Here is an 18467-nt window from a genome sequence, read left to right as displayed (position 1 = left end):
TGGCGCGCGCAACCTGAGAGTTTCCCGAGAATGATGCGACTGCTGCCGCTCGCCGCTTGCCTTGCCTTGGCCGCCCTCCCGCTGGCCGCCCTGACCGCCCAACAGGACACTCCGGCCACGCCGGCCCCGGTCGAAGCCGCGGCGCCTGCCGCCGCTCCCGCTGCCGCGCCCGCACCGCTGGTCGGCAATGCCGACACCGGCCGCACGCTTACCTACACCTGCCAGGGTTGCCACGGCATCGTGGGTTACAAGAACGCCTACCCGAACTTCCATGTGCCCCGCATCGGCGGCCAGTCGGCCGACTATCTTGCCAATGCGCTGACCGAATACCGCAACGGCAACCGCAAGCACCCCACGATGCAGGCCCAGTCGCAGAGTTTCTCCGACCAGGACATCGCCGACATCGCCGCTTTCCTTTCCACCGTCAAGTAAGCCCACATGCCCAACGCCAAGCACGCCCAGCGTCTAGCCATCGCCCTGTTCGCTGCCCTCGCCCTGGTGGCATGTTCGAAGGTGGAAACGACGGAAACCGCCGCCGAGAATCCCGGCCACGCCAGTGGCGAGCATGGCTCCAGCTCCTCTGCCGGCCTGCCCAAGGGCCACATCGCCAAGGGCGAAGCACTGTCCAAGGCCAAGGGCCAGGCCACCGGCCAGAGCTGCGTGGACTGCCACGGCGCCGAAGGCAACGCGCCGATCGACGACACCTATCCCAAGCTGGGTGGCCAGTACGCGGATTACCTGGCGCACGCGCTGCAGGCGTACCGCAGCGGCGACCGCCAGCATGCGCTGATGACCCCACAGGCTGCCGGCCTGAGCGACCAGGACATCTCCGACCTCGCCGCCTACTTCGGTTCGCGCCCCTCGCAGCTGCGTGACCTGCACGGCGTGCACGAGTAAGTCTTCGCTCCCTCGTCGGGAATGCAGAAACGGAGCCGCAAGGCTCCGTTTTCTTTTGCGACATAAGAAAAAGATCAGGTGCGGGAGCGACACAAGTCGCGGTGGCAGGTCGCAACGCCTCTTCGCGACTTGCGTCGCTCCGACACCCCCCGACTCATCCGCACTCTCAACTGTCGGTCGGGATCGGCGTGCGCTTGACCGGAATCTCCGGCGGCGGTCGCGCCTTCGGTGGTTCGGGGAACAGGCTGCCCAGGCCGCAACCACCGCCCAACTGCAGCACCGACACCGTGCACTTGAGCTTCATGTTCGTGCCGGGGATGGAGATCTCCATTTCGCGCACGTTGCGGCGCACCCATTCGGCCAGGAGGGATTCGTTCGGCACCCAGTACTTGTCGAAGGTGGTCGGTTCGTAGTCGTAAGGGGGACGCTGCAGCCATGTGCCCGCCTCCGCCAGCTGCTCGCGTGTCCACTGATCGTTCTCGCCACCGGGGGCGCCGCGCTGAGCGGTGGCATCGCCCGCGCCGCCAGGCACCCGCAGGCTGCCGTCGGCGTTGTAGAGGCCTGGCGCATCGCGACCGTCCGCCGCGCTGTCGCCTGCTGCATTGCGGGTCGAGTTTCCCCAGTCGTCGGTGCGTGCAGGCGTGTTCCATCCGCCGGATTTCGTGGCGGCCGCCGGGCCGGGCGTGGTGGATGCGCGGGAGGGCGTGCCGCGAGACGCAGCAGGCGAAGCAGGCGGGTTCGGCGCCGTTGTCCTCGCCGTTGTCGATGCGGTCGTCGCGGAGCCCGTCGTGGCAGGAACCGGTGCGGCGGTGGCAGGGGCAGGTCTCGGTGCCGGCTCGCGGATCTCGGCTTGCCGCACGCTGCGTTCCCGCGTGGCGATGGGGACAGGCGCCACGTCGCGTGCAGGCACCGGCACGCTGCGGACCTGGGGTGCGGGTGCCATCACCTCGCGCTCGCGTACCTGCACGTCACGCGCTGCCACGACAGGCACGTCCACGCTGCGCACAAGCGTGTCCCGGCGCACGACCGGCGCCGCGACCGGTGTGGGGATCTCGCGCACCGGTACGCCCGCCTCGCGCAGGGCCGGCAGGGTGACATCGGGCTGCCGCGGTGTCGGTGGTGGCAGCACGAACGCGCGGGTGGGTTCCGGCACCTCGGTGACCTGCAAGGGCTGGTGCGCAAGTTCGGGCTGTGGAACATCGCGAGACTGGATCTGCGGCATCTCCACCGCAACGTCCGGCAGCGCCGCTTCGGACGGTGGCGGCGAAGCCTCGGACGGCGCGGGCCGTGCCTGGGCCGCCGTGGCCGCCGCCTGCACCGCGGGGTCGGCCTGCGCCGCCTGCTGCGAAACCGGTTCGGCCGCCTGCGCCTCGCCTCCCGCTTCCTCCGGACTGCCGTCGCCGATGATCTCCAGCCGCACGCGACTGGTGTCGCCGGCTTCCTGTGGCGGTGGCGGAATCTGGACCAGCGCCACCCACATCAGGAACAGGAAGAACAGCAGATGCACGGCACTGCTGGTGAAGCCTGCGAACCAGCGCATCCAGCGCTCTTCGCGTGGCGGAGGTCCCCAGCCCTGGTAGAACAGCGAGCGGAACGCACGCCACCGGCCCAATGCGGCGGGCACGGCATCGGGAGGACGGGGTGTGCGGGCCAGCAGCAGCGTGACGACCGCGTCGGCCTTCTCGCGCGTGATGCGGCCCAGCTTCTCGGGAAGCGCCCGCAACCACAGGCCCCAGCCGAACGGCAGGCCGGTGTGGCGTTCAACGATGGGGGCTGCCTTGCGCGACAGCAGCTGCGCGATGACGTCGGTGGCGTTCGTCACCGGCGCTCGGCTCCGTCAGGCGGCGTTGCCGCGGGGGATATACGGCGCTTCGCCGGTCCCGTGATCGGTCGCGTCGCGCACCGCGGTCACGCCAGGCACACGGGCCATCAGCGTCTTCTCGATGCCCTGCTTGAGGGTGACATCGGCCATGCCGCAACCGTGGCAGCCACCGCCGAAGCGCAGCCAGACCACGCCATCGCCGCCTACTTCCTCCACCGCCACACGCCCCTTGTGGGACGCCAGCTGCGGGTTGATCTCGTTGTCCACCACCCAGCGCACGCGCTCGACCATCGAAGCGGCATCGCCGGGCGCCTCGCCCTTGATGCGCGGCGCCTTGATGGTCAGCTGCGTGCTTGCGCCCTTCATCACGTAGTCGATCTCGGCGCCGTCCAGCCAGTGCACGCTGCCCGCGTCGACATAGAGCGTGAAGCCGTCGCAGTCGATGGCCCATTCGTCGCCGGCCAGGTCGCGCGGCTCGGAGAACTCCAGCCGTGCGTCGGCCTGCGCCGTGCCGGGATGGACCGCACTCAGGCGCACGCCAAGGCCGGGCAGCGCCTCGCGTTCGATCAGCTTGCGGAAGTGCGCCTGCGCGCTGTCGGAAATCTGGATCATGCGGGTATTCTAGCCCCCTGCCCGACAGGCATTCACGTTCACCGGCCCGTCGTCGGTCTTTGTTCAGACTGGCCGCAACGCAGGAGAGTCCCCATGTCCGACCTTGTCCCTCTCGCCCGCGCGCACTGCGTGCCGTTGCGTGGCAGCGAGCACCGCCTGCCGCCTGCCCGCGTCGCCGAACTGCTGCCCCAGGTGCCGGGCTGGGAACTGGTGGAAGAAGGCCACGCACTGCTGCGGACGTTTCCGTTCGACAACTACTACGAAACCATGGCGTTCGTGAATGCGCTCGCCTTCATCGCTCATGCCGAGGACCATCATCCCGACCTGGGCGTGCATTACAACCGCGCCGTCGTGCGCTACTCCACGCATGACGTCGGCGGCCTGAGCGAGAACGACTTCATCTGCGCGGCCAAGGCCAGCGCCCTGCTGGGAGAATCCTGATGAACCTGCGCAACGCCCGCCTCTGCTTCCTGGTTCCGCTCACCGCGCTCGTGCTGACGGCATGCACGAAACAGGAAGAAGCGCCTGTACCTGCTATCCCGCCCACCGAACTGGCGGCGACCGACACCCCGCCCCCCGTGTATCCGCCCGAAGCCGAATGCAACAGCGAGGGTGGCACCACCGTGCTGCGCGTGACCATCGAGAAGGATGGCGTGCCATCGCGCGTTTCGCAGGCACAGGGCAGCGGCAACGCCGCCCTCGACAAGGCGGCGCTCGAAGCCGTGCAGACCTGGAAGTTCCGCGCCGCCACGCGCAACGGAAAGCCGGTGAGCCACACCATCACCGTGCCGGTGACGTTCCCGCCCGTGCTTGAAAAGCCGACCCGTTGCTTCGCCCAGGGCAGCCCGGGCTGACGCAGGCCGAGGTCATGACGATGGAAGGGATCAACGTCTGGGCGGTGCTGGTGGCAGCGGCCTGCAGCTTCCTGTTGGGCGGCATCTGGTACGGACCGCTGTTCGGCAAGGCGTGGAACAAGGCCGCGGGCATGGACCCGCAGAAGCAGGGGCATCCGGCGAAGATCTTTGGCGGCGCGTTCCTGTTCTCCCTGCTCGCAGCCGGCGTGTTTGCATCCTGGATCGGACCGCAGCCAGCGCTGACAACCGCACTCTGCCGCGGCGCGCTGGTCGGTTTCTGCTTCGTAGCGGCCAGCTTCGGCATCAACTATCTGTTCGCGCAGCGTGGTGCGCGGCTCTGGTTGATCGACGCCGGCTACCACACGCTGCAGTTCACCCTGTTCGGCCTCGTCCTCGGCCTCTGGCACTGACGCGGTCGGTCAGCCAAGCCGTTCCAGTGCTTCGGTCAGATCGTCGGACAACGGGGCGCTGAGCACGTACGGCGTCCTGCCGCCGTCCAGCGCGAACTGCAACGACGCGGCATGCAGGAACAGGCGCTTCAGGCCTGCCTGCTCGCGCAGGCGCTTGTTGACGGCCGGGTCGCCGTACTTGTCGTCGCCCGCCACCGGATGACCGATGTGCTGCGCGTGCACGCGGATCTGGTGGGTGCGGCCGGTCTCGATGCGTACCTCGCAGAACGAATGCCCTCCCCGCCTTTCCAGCACGCGGAAGTGGCTCAACGACGCCTTGCCGTCGCGGTGCACCTGCACATGCCGCTCACCGCCCTGGCGCAGGCCGATGTGCAGCGGCGCGTCCACGCTCATCACACCGTCTGGCATGCGGCCGACCAGCAACGTCAGGTAGCGCTTCTCGATGGCACGGGTGCCGTCCTCGCTGTCCTCGCGCAGCAGCGCCTGCAATTCCGACAGGGCCGAGCGCTTCTTCGCGATCACCAGCAGGCCGGAGGTATCCCGGTCCAGGCGATGCACCAGCTCCAGGGACTGGTGAGGCCGCAGCGCGCGCATGGTTTCGATGGCGCCGTGGCTAATGCCGCTGCCCCCGTGGCTGGCCACGCCGGTGGGCTTGTTGATGACCAGCAGCCGCTCATCCTCGAACACGATGGCCGCCTCCATCCGCTTCAGGAAGCCCACGGGGGGCGCGGATTTGTCTCCTGCATCCACGAGACTGACCGGCGGGATCCGTACCTCGTCCCCACCCTCCAGCTTCCGCTCGGCCTTCGCCCGGCCTCCGTTCACCCGCACCTGGCCGCTCCGCACCAGCTTGTAGACCAGGCTGCGTGGAGCGCCCTTCAGCTGGCCGAGCAGGAAGTTGTCCAGCCGCTGCCCGCCCCGGTCCTCCGGCACCGTGACCGTCCGCACGGCGCTCTTGGCACCCGCTGCCGGCTTGTCGGATGGGGGGGTGGGGTTGGAAGCATTCATTCTGTTACACTCGGCGGGCGAGATAAGGGTTTGATTTCGCAGGGAGTTGCAGTTGGGCCAGAAGCCCGTCTCCCCGCGATTCCGGCAAGTGCGCGGCCACCGCCCCAGGGGCGGCCATGTTAGCGGCTGATCGGCAGGCCCGGATACCGCCGGGTACGTGACGGTACCTGTAGCTGAACATGTCCCGCGCGGCGCCACCTCACCAGGGAAGCTGCCGCCGGTCCCGCAACACCTATTAGAAGAAGCGCTCCCGCGGCCTGCCGTGGTGTCGTAGCGCTGGAAACCCGATCTGCCCCGCTGCGCCTGCGCAAGGGGCGGTGCAATGTTCCAGAGGCGAAACTCCATGGCGTTCCGCGCGGTAGCAGCGCGCGAGGAACGCACAATGAAACGCATGTTGATCAACGCCACGCAGGCTGAAGAACTGCGCGTGGCTATCGTCGACGGTCAGACCCTGTACGACATCGATATCGAACAGCCGTCGAAGGAACAGAAGAAGTCCAACATCTACAAGGGCCGCATCACCCGGCTCGAGCCCTCCCTGGAAGCCGCCTTCGTCGATTACGGCGCCGATCGCCATGGCTTCCTGCCGCTGAAGGAAATCTCCCGCGATTACTTCCAGGCCGGCGTCGACCACAACAAGGCCGGCATCCGCGAGCTGCTGAAGGAAGGCCAGGAAGTCGTCGTCCAGGTGGACAAGGACGAGCGCGGCAACAAGGGCGCCGCCCTGACCACGTTCATCTCGCTGGCCGGCCGCTACATGGTGCTGATGCCCAACTCGCCCACCGCCGGTGGCGTGTCGCGCCGCATCGAGGGCGACGACCGCGCCGAGCTGAAGAAGGCGATGGACGCCCTGGCCATCCCCGACGACATGGGCGTGATCATCCGCACCGCCGGCGTCGGCCGTGACGCCGAAGAGCTGCAGTGGGACCTGGACTACCTGCTCAGCGTCTGGAAGGCCATCGCCGAAGCGGCGCTGACCAAGCCGGCCCCGTTCCTGATCTACCAGGAAAGCCGCCTGATCGTGCGCGCCCTGCGCGACTACCTGCGCAGCGACGTGGGCGAGATCCTGGTCGACACCGACGAACTGTACGAAACCGCCCGCGAGTTCATGCAGCAGGTCATGCCGCACAACCTGCGCAAGCTGAAGGCGTACAAGGACGACATCCCGCTGTTCAACCGCTTCCAGATCGAATCGCAGATCGAAGGCGCCTATGAACGCAACGTCCGCCTGCCTTCGGGCGGCTCCATCGTGGTCGACCAGACCGAGGCTCTGACCGCGATCGACGTCAACTCGGCGCGCGCCACCAAGGGCGGCGACATCGAGGAAACCGCGTTCCACACCAACATGGAAGCGGCCGAGGAAGTGGCCCGCCAGCTGCGCCTGCGCGATCTGGGCGGCCTGGTGGTGATCGACTTCATCGACATGTCGAGCAACAAGCACCAGCGCGAAGTCGAGAACAAGCTGCAGAACGCGCTGAAGTACGACCGCGCGCGCGTGCAGATCGGCCGCATCTCGCGCTTCGGCCTGCTGGAGATGAGTCGCCAGCGCCTGCGCCCGTCGCTGGGCGAATCCAGCCAGATCGTCTGCCCGCGCTGCGAAGGCCATGGCCGCATGCGCAGCGTCGAGTCGCTGTCGCTGTCGATCATCCGCGTGGCCGAAGAGCACGCGATGAAGGACAACACCGGGCAGGTGCTGATCCAGGCCCCGCTGGAGATCGCCAACTTCCTGCTCAACGAGAAGCGCAGCGCGCTGCGCGAGATCGAACAGCGCCACGACGCGCCCGTCATCATCGTGGCCGACGAAGCGCTGCACACGCCGCATTACGAAGTCACCCGCATCCGCGAAAACGAGCTCGGCGAAGAAAGCAGCAAGCCCAGCTACCACCGCGGCACCCAGCGCAAGCTGCCGGTGCATGCGCTGACCAAGGCCCAGCTCAACATCCCCGCCGCGCCCGCCGTCACGCACGTGAAGCACGCGCAGCCGGCGCCGGTACGCGAAGAGCGCGAAGCCCCCGTGGCGGCCCCCGCACCGGCTCCGGTCGCCACGCCCGTCGCGGTGGCGGCACCCGCCAGCGGCGGCGTGATCGGCTGGTTCAAGCGACTGCTCGGCGGCAGTGAAGCCACCACGCCCGCACCGCAGGCGCGGCCGCAGCAGGACAACCGCCAGCGCACCGATCGCAACAACGGTCGTCGTGAAAACCGCGACACCCGCGGCCAGCAGAACCAGGGCCGTGGCGGCAAGCAGGACGGTGGCCGCCGCGACGAGCGCGGCAACAAGAGCCAGAACGCGCAGAACGGCAATGCCCAGCAGCAGAAGCCGCGCAACGAGCAGCAGGCCCCGAAGCCGCAGAAAGCACAGGGCAGCCAGCAGAACGCGCAGGGCAATGCTCCGCAGCAGAAGGCACCCAGGCAGGCGCAACCCGGCAAGCAGGAAGGACCGCGCCAGCCCAACGCGCCACGCACGCCCCTGCAGGAGACGGCCAAATCGGCTGCCCCGGTTGCTGACGATGCCGTGATCGCAACCGCGGCCGTGGCAGGCGTGGTTGAAACCACCCGCGTGGCAGCTGTCGTCGAGCCCGCCCTGGTCTCGCCGATCGACGCACCGGCCCTGGACACCGACGTGACGGATAGCCTGGCAATCCCGGCCAACCCGGACGCCGCTGCGGATGCCGGTGATGGTGGCGAAGGTGGCAGCCGCCGCCGTCGCGGCCGTCGTGGCGGTCGCCGCCGCCGTCGTGGCAATGGCGAAGGCGCCGCCGCCGGCGAAGAAGGCCTGTCGGTCGACGACCTCGGCAGCGATGACGAAGCCCCGGTGGCCGACCGTTCGCAGCCCGAGTTCGATTTCGATGACGAAGAGCCGGTCGCCGCCGCTCCCCGTCAGCCGAAGCCCCAGGCCATCGATGCACCGGTACGTGAGCGCACCGCGCCGGCTGCCATCGCGCCGGTCGCGGCCGTGGCTGTCATGGCAGACGTCCCGGCAGCCGAGGCGCCCCAGGCGGCGGCGCCCGTCCACGTGCCCGCGCCCGTCGTGGTCGAAGCCGCGCTGGCGGCCGATGTCATCCAGGACGTGAAGGCCGAGGCCGTGCTTGCCCAGCCCGAGGTGACGGCCACGGTGCAGGAAGAAGCCCCGGCAGCCGTCGTCATCGTCGAGACGGTGAAGGCCGAGATCGCCGCCGAACCCGTGCCGGCGCTCGAAGCGCCGGTCGTGGTGGCGGAAGCCATCGTAGCGCCCCCCGCCGCAGCCGAGGCCTCGGTGACCGATGTGCGCAGCGAGCCCGTGCAGATCGATCTGGTCGACGCCGTGAACGAAGCCGCCAGCGAACCTGCCGCGCCGGCAGAGGTGGCCGTGGCCGCCCCCGCGCCGCAGCAGGCACCGAAACCGGCCAGCGTGCCGGCAACGGGTTCGCTGTTCTTCGTCGCCGACGCCGACACACCGCCGTCGGTGACGCGCAGCCTGTTCGAGCCGGTGGTGACACCGGTCAAGCCTGCAGCGGATGACATCGCCCGCGACGACAAGCAGGACGACGAAACCTCGGAAGAACGCAGCGTCTGACGCGCTGCACGCTCCCGATGAGGTGAAAGCACACTGGCCGCGCAAGCGGCCAGTGTCGTTTCAGGCTCCGCTACGTCGCGTCATCGCAGCCGGGCCTCGAATAAACCACCCGATCCGGCGCGGACCGACCCACCTGATGCCGTCTTCGGCGACCACCCACCGTCGTCCCAGCGCAGGCTGGGACCCATCCTGACGTTGCTGTGGATACCTCGGCGTGCACGGGCAATGGATTCCAGCGTTCGCTGGAATGACGGAGGTGGGGACGGTGCGGGTCCGTCTACCCTCCATCTACGGTCGGGTTTGTTTGCCGGGCTTGTCGGACTGAGCTGAGCCAAGCCCCCTATCGGTCGTCGTCCCAGCGCACGCTGGGACCCATCTTGACGTTGCGATGGATGCCTCGGCGCGCACGGGCAATGGATTCCAGCGTTCGCTGGAATGATGGAGGTGGAGACTGCGCAGGTCTGTCTACGCTCCATCTACGGTCCGGCTGGCTTGCCGCGCTGGGCGTGCCAAGCCTATCGGTCGTCGTCCCAGCGCACGCTGGGACCCATCTTGACGTTGCTGTGGATGCTGCGGCGTGCACGGGCAATGGATTCCAGCGTTCGCTGGAATGACGGAGGTGGGGACGGTGCGGGTCCGTCTACCCTCCATCTAAGGTCGGGTTTGTTTGCCGGGCTTGTCGGGCCGAGCTGAGCCAAGCCCCCTATCGATCGTCGTCCCCGCGAACGCTGGGACCCATCTTGACGTTGCTGTGGATGCTGCGGCGCGCACAGGCAATGGATTCCAGCGTTCGCTGGAATGACGGGGAGAGACAGCGAGGAGTTCCGTCTGCGGTCCGGTTCGTCGGGTTGGGCGTTCCCGGCGGGTCGGTCAGAGCGCGCGCGACGGATCCATCAGTCCCCACTGCGCCGCCAGGCGCGCCAGGGCGATGTTGTCCTGCACGCCGGTCTTCTCGAACAGCCGCGTCTTGTGCGTGTTCACCGTCTTGGCACTCAGGCTCAGGCGCTTGGCGATCTCTTCCTGGCGCAGGCCCTGTGTCAGCAGCATGGCGACCTCAAGTTCGCGCGGCGACAGCGCATCGAACGGCGACGCATCGCCGCCCACCGTGTGCAGGGCGAGGTTCTGCGCCACGTTGCTGCCCAGGTAGCGCTTGCCGCGCGACACGTCGCGCACGGCACGGATCAGTTCGGCCGCATCGCCCGCCTTGCCGAGGTAACCCGACGCACCGGCTTCCAGCAATCGCTTGGGCAGCGGACCATCTTCCAGCACCGACACGATGATCACCCGCACACCCATGTCGGCGCGCACGATGCGTTCGGTCACTTCAAGCCCGCTGTAGCCCGGCAGATGCAGGTCGCACAGCACCACGTCCGGTTTCAGCTGGCGCACCATCGGCAACGCGGTCTCGCCGGTGTCCGCTTCGCCCACCACCTCGATGTCGGTTTCCGTACCGAGGATGAGGCGCATGCCGGTGCGTACAAGCGCATGGTCGTCGATGAGGAAAACGCGGATCGTCATGGGAAACGGTTGCCTTGAAGTACGGATCGAGCGTAGGTGGCCGTCCATCGCCGCGCAATTAACATTCTATCGGTTGTCGGGTCCCTGCATGCAGGAAGCCACATCCGGCACACGCATCCGCTGCGGCATACTCCGGCTTTCCCAAAGGAATCCGACATGTCCGGCATCCGTCGTCCGCATCTCCGCGCCGCCCTGCTGCTCTCCCTTGCCGCCATCATGCCCGCCTGGGCCGATGACGGCGTCTCCGACCGCTGGCACACGCAAGTCGGCGATGTCAGCGCGCACGCCGACACCACGGCGCGAGGCGATGCGATCAGCCGACGGCTCGACGCATTGGGCATCGCGTGGAAGCGCGAAGCGTTCGAGCAGGACGGCCACGGCCACAACCTGGTCGCCGACCTCGGTGGCCCCGACGGTGCGCCGCTGCTGCTGATCGGCGCGCATTACGACCAGGTTGACGTGGGCCACGGCGCGACCGACAACGCCTCGGGCGTGGCGGCCGTGCTGGAACTGGCGCAGGCCCTGAAGGCCAAACCCCTCGCCGGCCATCGCGTGCAGGTCGCGTTCTGGGATCTCGAAGAGAAGGGCCTGCTGGGCTCGCGCGCATGGGTCGCCACGCCCGGCCGCGAAAAGCCCGCGCTGTACGTCAACTTCGATGTGTTCGGCTGGGGCGACACCTTGTGGATGATGGCGCCGGACGCCGGCACGCCGCTGGTGGCCGCCCTGCGTGCCGCCAGCCAGCACGAGAAGCTCGGTTTCCAGCCCGGCGACAAATACCCGCCCACCGACCACCTGGCCTTCCTCAAGGCGGGCTGGCCGGCGGTGTCGTTCTCGCTGGTCGGTGGCGACGAGATCGACCCGATCCTCGCGGTCTTCGGCGGCGCCAAGCCGGACCGGATGCCCAAGGTGATGCAGGTGATCCACAGCCCGCGCGATACCACGGCCGAGCTGGACCGTGCCCGCGTCGACGATGCCTTGCGCGTGGTGGAAGCGGGGCTGCGCGCCTGGGATGCCGCTCCGGCGCCCTGAACGCGACTGCCTCAACACACATGCAAACGGGCCCTGCGGGGCCCGTTTGCATATGGACGAGAACACGCCTGGCTCTTCGGGCGGCGACGGTGTCGGACTCGCGGTCCACCGCCAGGCGCAGCAAGGAACAGGGGGTGTCCGGTGCGCTGCGTTCGGTTCTCTCGTGGCGCCCTGGGTGCCAGCCTTGCGGCTCGGAAGCAGGGTTGCGCGGGGGACGGAGGGGGTGGTTCCGCCTGCCCGACCACTGCCGCCGTTTTACGTTGGCATTTGCGAAGACGGCGTGTAGGGCATTCAGCTGCAGCGCACGGTTTGATGACGCCGGCTCGACATCGATGAACCCGGGCGAACGGCCCCGGGCACGGATTCGCATCCACCTCACGGATCGCTGCGTAGTTTCGTGTCAGGCACGCGCACTTCCCCACAGCCGCCATGATGACTTTCGACCTGTTCCACGACGCCGCCGATGACGGCAGTTACGAGCTTTCCATCAACGAGTCCGCACCCCTGCACTTCGCCAGCCGCGGCGCGGCACTGGGCTACGCCATCAAGCTGGCCAACCAGCGCCACCAGCAAGGGCTCGATTACGCCATCAACATCGAGGGTGGCGACGGCCGCTGGCGCCTGTTCAATGGCTGGCGGCTCTGCGCCTGACGTCGCGGACCCGATGACGGCATTGACGACCGCATCCGGCGAGTAGCCGGCGCGGCGGCATGGCACCCTGTATGCCCGTTCCAATGCCGGCCGCCGCCCATGACCGCCCCCTCTGACGCCGTCACCCGTTTCCGCCAGCTCCATCAGCAGGGCCTGCTGCGCCTCGCCAACGCGTGGGATGCCGGCACCGCGCGCCTGATCGAACACCTTGGCGCCCCCGCCGTGGCCACCACCAGCGCCGGCCTGGCATGGGCGCTGGGGTACCCGGATGGCGACCGCCTGCAGCCCGATGCACTGCTGCACGCCGTGCGCGGCATCGTGCGGGTCCTCCATGTGCCGTTGACCGTCGATGTGGAAGGCGGCTACTCCGACGACCCCGCCACCGCTGCCGACACGGTGATGCGCGTGGTGCAGGCCGGCGCTGCCGGCATCAACCTGGAAGACGGCGCAGGCGAGCCCGCACTCCTCGCCGCCAAGATCCGCGCGATCCGGACCGCCTGCGGCGCGCAGGGGCTGGACGTCTTCATCAACGCGCGCACCGACGTCTACCTGCGCGGACTGGTCGCGGAAACCGCGCGCATCGACGAAACCCTCGCACGCGCCGGGGCCTACCGCGAAGCCGGGGCCGACGGCCTGTTCGTGCCGGGGCTGGTCGACACCGATGCCATCGCCACCCTGGCCGCACGCTGCGGCATGCCGCTCAACGTGATGCTGCGCCCGCAGCTGCAGGATCTCGCCGCGCTGGAACGTCTCGGTGTGCGCCGCGTCAGCACCGGCTCGGCGCTGGCCGAGTCGATGTACGGACGCCTGGGGGCGCAGGTCGAGGAATTCCTGCGCGATGACCGCACCGCCCTGCCCGATCCCCGGGCCATGGGCTATGGCGCGATCAACGGACTGTTCGCCTGACAACGCACACGCGAGAGCGGGTAGGATTTTTCCTACAGCACATCGGGGCGACGACCGACGGCGAATGTGACGGCTTTCGACGACGATGCTCGCGTCCCCGGCAGCACGCCCTGCGCAGGCCACGAAAGGCCGCTCTGCAATGGAAACGGGCGCTGCCTTGAGCAAGCAGCACTGCCGGAGCCGGGGACTCCCCCTTCAGACCCGACCCTCTTTGGTCGGGTTTTCTTTTGGCGGCAGCAGGATCAGCCGTTGCCGCCGCCCAGCCAGAGCTCGGGCATCTGCAGCAGGCCGAACAGCACCAGCGCCGTCGCGGCGATCAGCATCCAGGCCATGCTCCGCACCAGCAGGTTGCGCATGTAAGGGTTTCCCTGTCCCGTGTGTGATACGACTATCGATGCAGGCGCGCGACGAGTCAAAGGTAAATGCATTAAGCCGCGATGGCCGTCCGCGTTTCCGCATTTACCTCACCCTCCACGCCCCGCGCCGCGGCGAGGAACTCCCTGCCCCAGCGCGACAGATCGTAGTGGCGGACGATGTCGTACAGCCTGCGCTGGCGGTCTTCGCGCTCACCCGGTGTCATCGCCAGCGCGTGCCGCAATGCGCGCGCGAGATCCGCAGGATCGTGCGGATTGGTCAGCACCGCGCCCTTCAGTTCCGCCGCCGCGCCGGCGAATTCCGACAACACCAGCACGCCATCGCCACCCTCCAGGCCCTGCACGGCGACGAACTCCTTCGCCACCAGGTTCAAGCCATCGCGCAGCGGCGTGATCCACATGACATCGGCAGCGGCGTAGTGCGCCACCACGTCGGCGAACGGAAGCACGCGTGCGAAGAAGCGCACCGGCGTCCAGTCCAGCTGCGACAGCCGCCCGTTGATCCGGCCCACCGCCTGTTCGATCTGTTGCTGCAGCGGGCGGTATACCGTCATCTCCTTCGCGGCCGGCACGCACACCAGTACCAGCGTCACTTCGCCCTGCAGTTCCGGAGACTCGTCCAGCAGGCGCTCGAACGCATGCAGCTTCTGCAGGATGCCCTTGGTGTAGTCCAGCCGCTCGATCGACAGCACCAGCTTGCGCCGGCCGATCTCGTCGCGGATGCGCACGATGTCCTCGGCCACCTGCTCCGTTTCCAGGCACGCCCGGATGCGGCCCACGTCGGTGCCGATGGGATGCGCGCCGATGCGCACGGTGCGCCCGTCGATGCGCAGCTCGGTCGCCATGTCCTCCACGCCCACCGCGCAGCCGAAGGTCAGGAAGCGCGGCGCGCACTGGGCTCGCGCGGTGACTTCCACCGGGAACGTGCTGCGCACCGCGTCGGTGAAGTTCTCCGCATGGCGCGGGATGTGGAAGCCCACGTAGTCGCACGCCAGCAGGCTGCCGAGGATCTCGCGGCGCCACGGCAGGATCGCGAAGATGTCGGCCGACGGGAACTGGGTGTGGTGGAAGAAGGCGATCTTCACGTCCGGACGCAGCTCGCGCAGCACCGACGGCACCATCCACAGGTTGTAGTCGTGCAGCCACACCGTCGCGCCCGGGGCGGCCTCGGCGGCGGCGGCTTCGGCGAAGCGGCGGTTGACGCGCTTGAACAGCGCCCAGTCGTCCTCGTTGAAGCGCGCGCGCTCCCAGAAACTGTTGATGACCGGCCAGAACGCTTCTTTCGAGAAGCGTTTGTAGAACACGTCCACCTCGTGCTTGCTCAACGGCACGTGGGTCGCAGTGAGGCCGGGGTAGCGCGCCGCATCCACGGGCGTGTGCACGTCCACCGGCGGTCCCTTCGCATCGTCCACCGTCCAGGCCACCCACGAGCCGGGCTGGCCCTCGCCGAAGAAACTCAGCAGGCTGGGAATGATGCCGTTGGGCGAACTGTGCGGGCGGCGCACGCGCTTGCCATCGACGATGTGTTCCTCGTACGGCAGGCGGTGATAGACCATCACCAGTTCGGCCTTGCCGGTGGCATGCGAGGGGCGCGCGTACTCGTCCGCCTGCAGCAGCTTGAAGTGCGCCATCGCCTGCAGGATGCCGCCGCAGCCCGGCGCCTCCGCATGCAGCACCTGGTCCATGCCGGCGGTGGCGGCGAGCAGCGCGGGCTCGGAATCGCCCACGCACACGCCGGGGAAACCTTCGCCGTACATCGACAGGTCGTTGAGCGTATCGCCGGCCACCAGCACGCGGCCGTGTTCCAGATCGAGTTCGTCCACCAGCGCCGTCAACGTGCTGCCCTTGCGCGTGTCGCGCGGCAGGATGTCCAGGTAACGGTCGGCCGAATACAGCACCTCGCAGCCCAGCGATGCCGCCACGGCGTCCACTTCGGCCTGGATGGTCGACAGCTGTTCCGGATGGCAGTAGTACGAGCAGCGGCGTTCCTGCGGCACTTCCTGCCGCACCAGCATCGGGAAGCGGCGCATCGCATCGGCGACCACGTGCTCACCCGGCCAACGCGCCTCGATCGCCGACTGCAGCGGCTGGATTGGCTGCATGTCCGCAGTGCACAGCACGGTGGCGCCCACGTCGCAGATCAGGTAGTCCGGCGTAGGCAGGCCGGGATCGGCCAGCAGCGGCAGGATCGCCTCGCGCCCGCGCCCGGTGACCCATGCCAGCTTCACGCCAGGATGCGCGTCGACCAGGTGGTACAGCTGCTTGCGCGCGACCGGATCGCCGGCCAGGAACGTACCGTCCAGGTCGGTGGCCAGCAGCAATGGATCGGGGGTTTTCTTCAACAGGCTCATGCAGGTGCACTCCCAGTGGGTGGTGTGCCGCGCACGGAGGCACGACGCGACGCGTCAACGGACGCAGGCGGGGATCGATCGCATCGGAAAGGCGCTGCAAGGCAGGCGCAGGAAGAGGGTTGCCGCGTGCGGAACACGCTGCGCGCAAGCGCGCTGCAGATGCGCGTCCTTCCCCGGATGTGGACGCGGACATCGACTGATGCGATGCAGCATTGTAGTTCGCATCAGGTTCGCGAAGGTCAACGCGATGTTAAGAACGTTAAATTTCGCCGGGAAATCCGCCTTTTTCCAACATCACCGCGCGTGCTTATCACGTGCGAGCCACACTCACGCACGCGTCGTTGTCGCCGACACCAGCGCATCAATCAACGCGCGCGATGCCGCGGAGAGACGGCGATGCGGCGCGTAGATCAACGAGAACGGACGCGTGCGTCCCGACAGCTCCGGCAACACACGCACCAGGTCCGCACCACGACGCGTGCAGGCATCGATGATGAAGTCGTACGTCTGGCAGATGCCGACGCCGGCCTGCGCCAGCGACACCACGCCCAGCACGTCATCGGACACCTCGATGCGCGAGCTCGGCACCCAGTCCACGTCACCGCCGTCCACGCGGAAAAGCCACGGCGCCACGCGTCCGCTGCTGGGCAGCACGAACGGCAGGCAGGCATGTGCCGCCAGGTCGTCCAGCGTCTGCGGCGTGCCGTGCGCAGCCAGGTAGTCCGGTGAAGCCACCACGCTGAGCGTGGCGTCTTCCAGCGTCCTGCCCACCAGCCCGCTGTCGGGCAGCGCGCCGAGCCGGATGGCCAGGTCGTAGCCCTCGGCCACCAGATCCACGTTGCGGTTGGCGATGTTCACCTCCAGCCGCACCTGCGGGTGCTGCCGCACGAAGTCCCGCAGCAGCCACGGCAGCCGGTAGTGGCCGTAGGTGGTCGGCACGCTGAGCCGCACCTGCCCGCTGAGGGTGCCGGCCTCGCCCTGCACCGCGCGCTCGGCGTCGCCGATCAGGTGGAACGCGGCACGCGCCTGCTCCACGTACAGGCGGCCGGCCTCGGTCAGGCTGGTCCGGCGCGTGGTCCGCCGCAGCAACTGGTTGCCCAGCCGCGTCTCCAGCCGGGCGACCGCGCGGCTGATCACCGATGGCGTGGTGGACAGCGCCACCGCCGCGGCCGTCAGCGAACCGTGATCCACCACCGCCACCAGCGCCTCGACATCGGCCAGGTGATCGAACCGTCGCGCCATTCTTGCCTCCGGAGAACAGATGAATCCCTCTCAGGCCAATTTATCGCCTCACGCGCCGGGAATACAGTGCGCGCCATCCCGGGCTTCCCGCCCGCACCGGAGACCCCCCATGAAGCTGCTCGCCCCCCTCGCCGCCGCTGTCCTGCTCGCCATCACCTCGGCCAACGCCCAGGCCGCCCACGTACTGGTGGTGCTGTCCGATGCCGACCACCTCGACCTGCGCGACGGCCAGGTCTACCCCACCGGCTTCTACCTCAACGAACTGATGCAGCCGGTCAAGGCGCTGCGCGACGCCGGCCACGAGATCACCTTCGCCACACCGGAAGGCCGCGCACCGACGGTGGACCGCACCTCGGTGGACAAGGCCTACTTCGGCAACGACGCCGCCAGCCTGCAATCGCACGCCGACCTGCTGACGCAGTTGAAGCTGACGTCCGCCACCCAGTCGCCGGTACTCAGCCTGGCCCGGGTGGAACAGATCGGCTACGGCGAATTCGACGCCGTCTACATCCCCGGCGGCCACGCGCCCATGCAGGACCTGCTGGCCAGCCCGGCGCTGGGTCGCCTGCTGACCGACTTCCACCAGCAGGGCAAGCCCACCGCCCTGGTCTGCCACGGCCCCATCGCCCTGCTGTCCACGCTGCCGGGTAACGCTGCCTTCGTGCAGCGGATGGAACGCGACAACCGCGCCCCGGCGCCGGCCGACTGGATCTACGCCGGCTACCAGGTCACGGTGATCAGCAACGAGGAGGAAGAACAGGCCAAGGCCGCACTCAACGGCGGCCGCATGAAGTTCTACCCGCAGACCGCGCTGCAACAGGCCGGCGTGCAGTACCGCAGCAATGCCCAGCCTTGGCAGTCGAACGTGGTGGTCGATCGGGAACTGATCACCGGCCAGAACCCGGCCTCGGCGCTCGACGTGGCGAAGGTGTTGCTGGAGCGGCTGGACTGACGCTCACCGACCGGCACCTGCCCTGCGCCTGCCTTTCCGGCGGGCGCAGGCGGCGCCCTATGTCTCTTCTCACACAAAGAGTGTCGCGACACCCTGAAAGGTCCGGTCTTCTCACAGTAGGGGTATCGCGACACCCGAAAAGATCCGTTCTTCTCACAGTAAGGGTGTCGCGAGACCGGAAAAGATCCGCGCGACACTGAAAAAGATCCATGCGAGACCGAAAAAGCGTCTCTCTTCTCACAGTCCGGGTATCGCGAGACCAGAAAAGACCCACGCGGCACCGGAAAA

Annotated in this window: 16 protein-coding genes; 10 read left to right on the top strand and 6 right to left on the bottom strand. The window is 68.2% G+C overall.

Translation table 11 applies throughout. The features are described from left to right. The first annotated feature begins 33 nt into the window (after window positions 1–33). Complete coding sequence (locus AC3DET_RS11085; RefSeq protein ID WP_277729986.1) at window positions 34–432, top strand: c-type cytochrome; 399 nt, start codon at window positions 34–36, stop codon at window positions 430–432. A gap of 6 nt (window positions 433–438) precedes the next feature. Further along, window positions 439–897, top strand: coding sequence for a c-type cytochrome (locus AC3DET_RS11080; protein WP_446539234.1), 459 nt, complete (start codon window positions 439–441; stop codon window positions 895–897). Between the two features lie 166 nt (window positions 898–1063). Here the strand turns inward: AC3DET_RS11080 and AC3DET_RS11075 are convergent, their stop codons facing one another. After that, entirely contained in the window at window positions 1064–2719 is a 1656-nt protein-coding gene (locus AC3DET_RS11075; protein ID WP_488391610.1) for a hypothetical protein, read from the bottom strand. A 15-nt stretch (window positions 2720–2734) separates the two neighbouring features. After that, window positions 2735–3331: an NfuA family Fe-S biogenesis protein gene (locus tag AC3DET_RS11070; RefSeq protein ID WP_488391609.1), complete on the bottom strand. Its 597-nt coding sequence runs from the start codon at window positions 3329–3331 to the stop codon at window positions 2735–2737. A 93-nt stretch (window positions 3332–3424) separates the two neighbouring features. Between AC3DET_RS11070 and AC3DET_RS11065 the strand changes: the two genes are divergently transcribed. From AC3DET_RS11065 to AC3DET_RS11055, 3 genes are read left to right on the top strand one after another with little or no spacing between them, the layout of a single operon-like run. Next, window positions 3425–3772, top strand: a complete 348-nt coding sequence (locus AC3DET_RS11065) for a 4a-hydroxytetrahydrobiopterin dehydratase (RefSeq protein ID WP_337732056.1) — start codon at window positions 3425–3427, stop codon at window positions 3770–3772. Continuing rightward, window positions 3772–4185 carry an energy transducer TonB gene (locus tag AC3DET_RS11060; protein ID WP_488391608.1) on the top strand — a complete coding sequence of 138 codons (414 nt, stop codon included), beginning with the start codon at window positions 3772–3774 and terminating at the stop codon, window positions 4183–4185. Before AC3DET_RS11065 ends, AC3DET_RS11060 begins: the two co-directional genes overlap by 1 nt. A gap of 14 nt (window positions 4186–4199) precedes the next feature. Then, complete coding sequence (locus AC3DET_RS11055; RefSeq protein ID WP_446539238.1) at window positions 4200–4595, top strand: DUF1761 domain-containing protein; 396 nt, start codon at window positions 4200–4202, stop codon at window positions 4593–4595. A 9-nt stretch (window positions 4596–4604) separates the two neighbouring features. On the opposite strand, the gene AC3DET_RS11050 is transcribed toward AC3DET_RS11055, so the two are convergent. Beyond that, window positions 4605–5603 carry an RluA family pseudouridine synthase gene (locus AC3DET_RS11050; protein WP_488391607.1) on the bottom strand — a complete coding sequence of 333 codons (999 nt, stop codon included), beginning with the start codon at window positions 5601–5603 and terminating at the stop codon, window positions 4605–4607. 382 nt (window positions 5604–5985) lie between these two features. On the opposite strand from AC3DET_RS11050, the gene AC3DET_RS11045 reads away from it, so the two are divergent. Continuing rightward, window positions 5986–9156 (top strand): Rne/Rng family ribonuclease, encoded by a 3171-nt coding sequence (locus AC3DET_RS11045; protein ID WP_488391606.1) that lies wholly within the window; start codon window positions 5986–5988, stop codon window positions 9154–9156. Window positions 9157–10026: 870 nt separating this feature from the next. Here AC3DET_RS11045 and AC3DET_RS11040 read toward each other — a convergent pair. Then, the gene (locus AC3DET_RS11040) at window positions 10027–10674 is read right to left on the bottom strand and encodes a response regulator (protein WP_488391605.1); all 648 of its coding nucleotides are present in this window, start codon (window positions 10672–10674) and stop codon (window positions 10027–10029) included. A gap of 156 nt (window positions 10675–10830) precedes the next feature. Between AC3DET_RS11040 and AC3DET_RS11035 the strand changes: the two genes are divergently transcribed. The 3 genes from AC3DET_RS11035 to AC3DET_RS11025 all read left to right on the top strand — a co-directional run bounded on the left by AC3DET_RS11035 (window position 10831) and on the right by AC3DET_RS11025 (window position 13260). After that, window positions 10831–11703, top strand: coding sequence for a M28 family metallopeptidase (locus AC3DET_RS11035; protein ID WP_488391604.1), 873 nt, complete (start codon window positions 10831–10833; stop codon window positions 11701–11703). A gap of 429 nt (window positions 11704–12132) precedes the next feature. Further along, window positions 12133–12354, top strand: coding sequence for a hypothetical protein (locus AC3DET_RS11030; RefSeq protein ID WP_337732063.1), 222 nt, complete (start codon window positions 12133–12135; stop codon window positions 12352–12354). A gap of 99 nt (window positions 12355–12453) precedes the next feature. Further along, the gene (locus tag AC3DET_RS11025; RefSeq protein WP_488391603.1) at window positions 12454–13260 is read left to right on the top strand and encodes an isocitrate lyase/PEP mutase family protein; all 807 of its coding nucleotides are present in this window, start codon (window positions 12454–12456) and stop codon (window positions 13258–13260) included. Between the two features lie 427 nt (window positions 13261–13687). Here the strand turns inward: AC3DET_RS11025 and ggpS are convergent, their stop codons facing one another. Both ggpS and AC3DET_RS11015 read right to left on the bottom strand, forming a co-directional pair. Next, window positions 13688–15985: a glucosylglycerol-phosphate synthase gene (gene ggpS / locus AC3DET_RS11020; protein ID WP_488391602.1), complete on the bottom strand. Its 2298-nt coding sequence runs from the start codon at window positions 15983–15985 to the stop codon at window positions 13688–13690. Between the two features lie 327 nt (window positions 15986–16312). After that, window positions 16313–17227, bottom strand: a complete 915-nt coding sequence (locus AC3DET_RS11015) for a LysR family transcriptional regulator (RefSeq protein ID WP_488391601.1) — start codon at window positions 17225–17227, stop codon at window positions 16313–16315. A 109-nt stretch (window positions 17228–17336) separates the two neighbouring features. Between AC3DET_RS11015 and AC3DET_RS11010 the strand changes: the two genes are divergently transcribed. Then, complete coding sequence (locus AC3DET_RS11010) at window positions 17337–18179, top strand: type 1 glutamine amidotransferase domain-containing protein (RefSeq protein WP_488391600.1); 843 nt, start codon at window positions 17337–17339, stop codon at window positions 18177–18179. Window positions 18180–18467 lie beyond the last annotated feature (288 nt).

The organism is Pseudoxanthomonas sp. 97-1-1 (assembly GCF_057773125.1).
The sequence above is the reverse complement of the archived record's forward strand: the minus strand, read 5'-3'. Positions and strand labels throughout refer to the sequence as shown.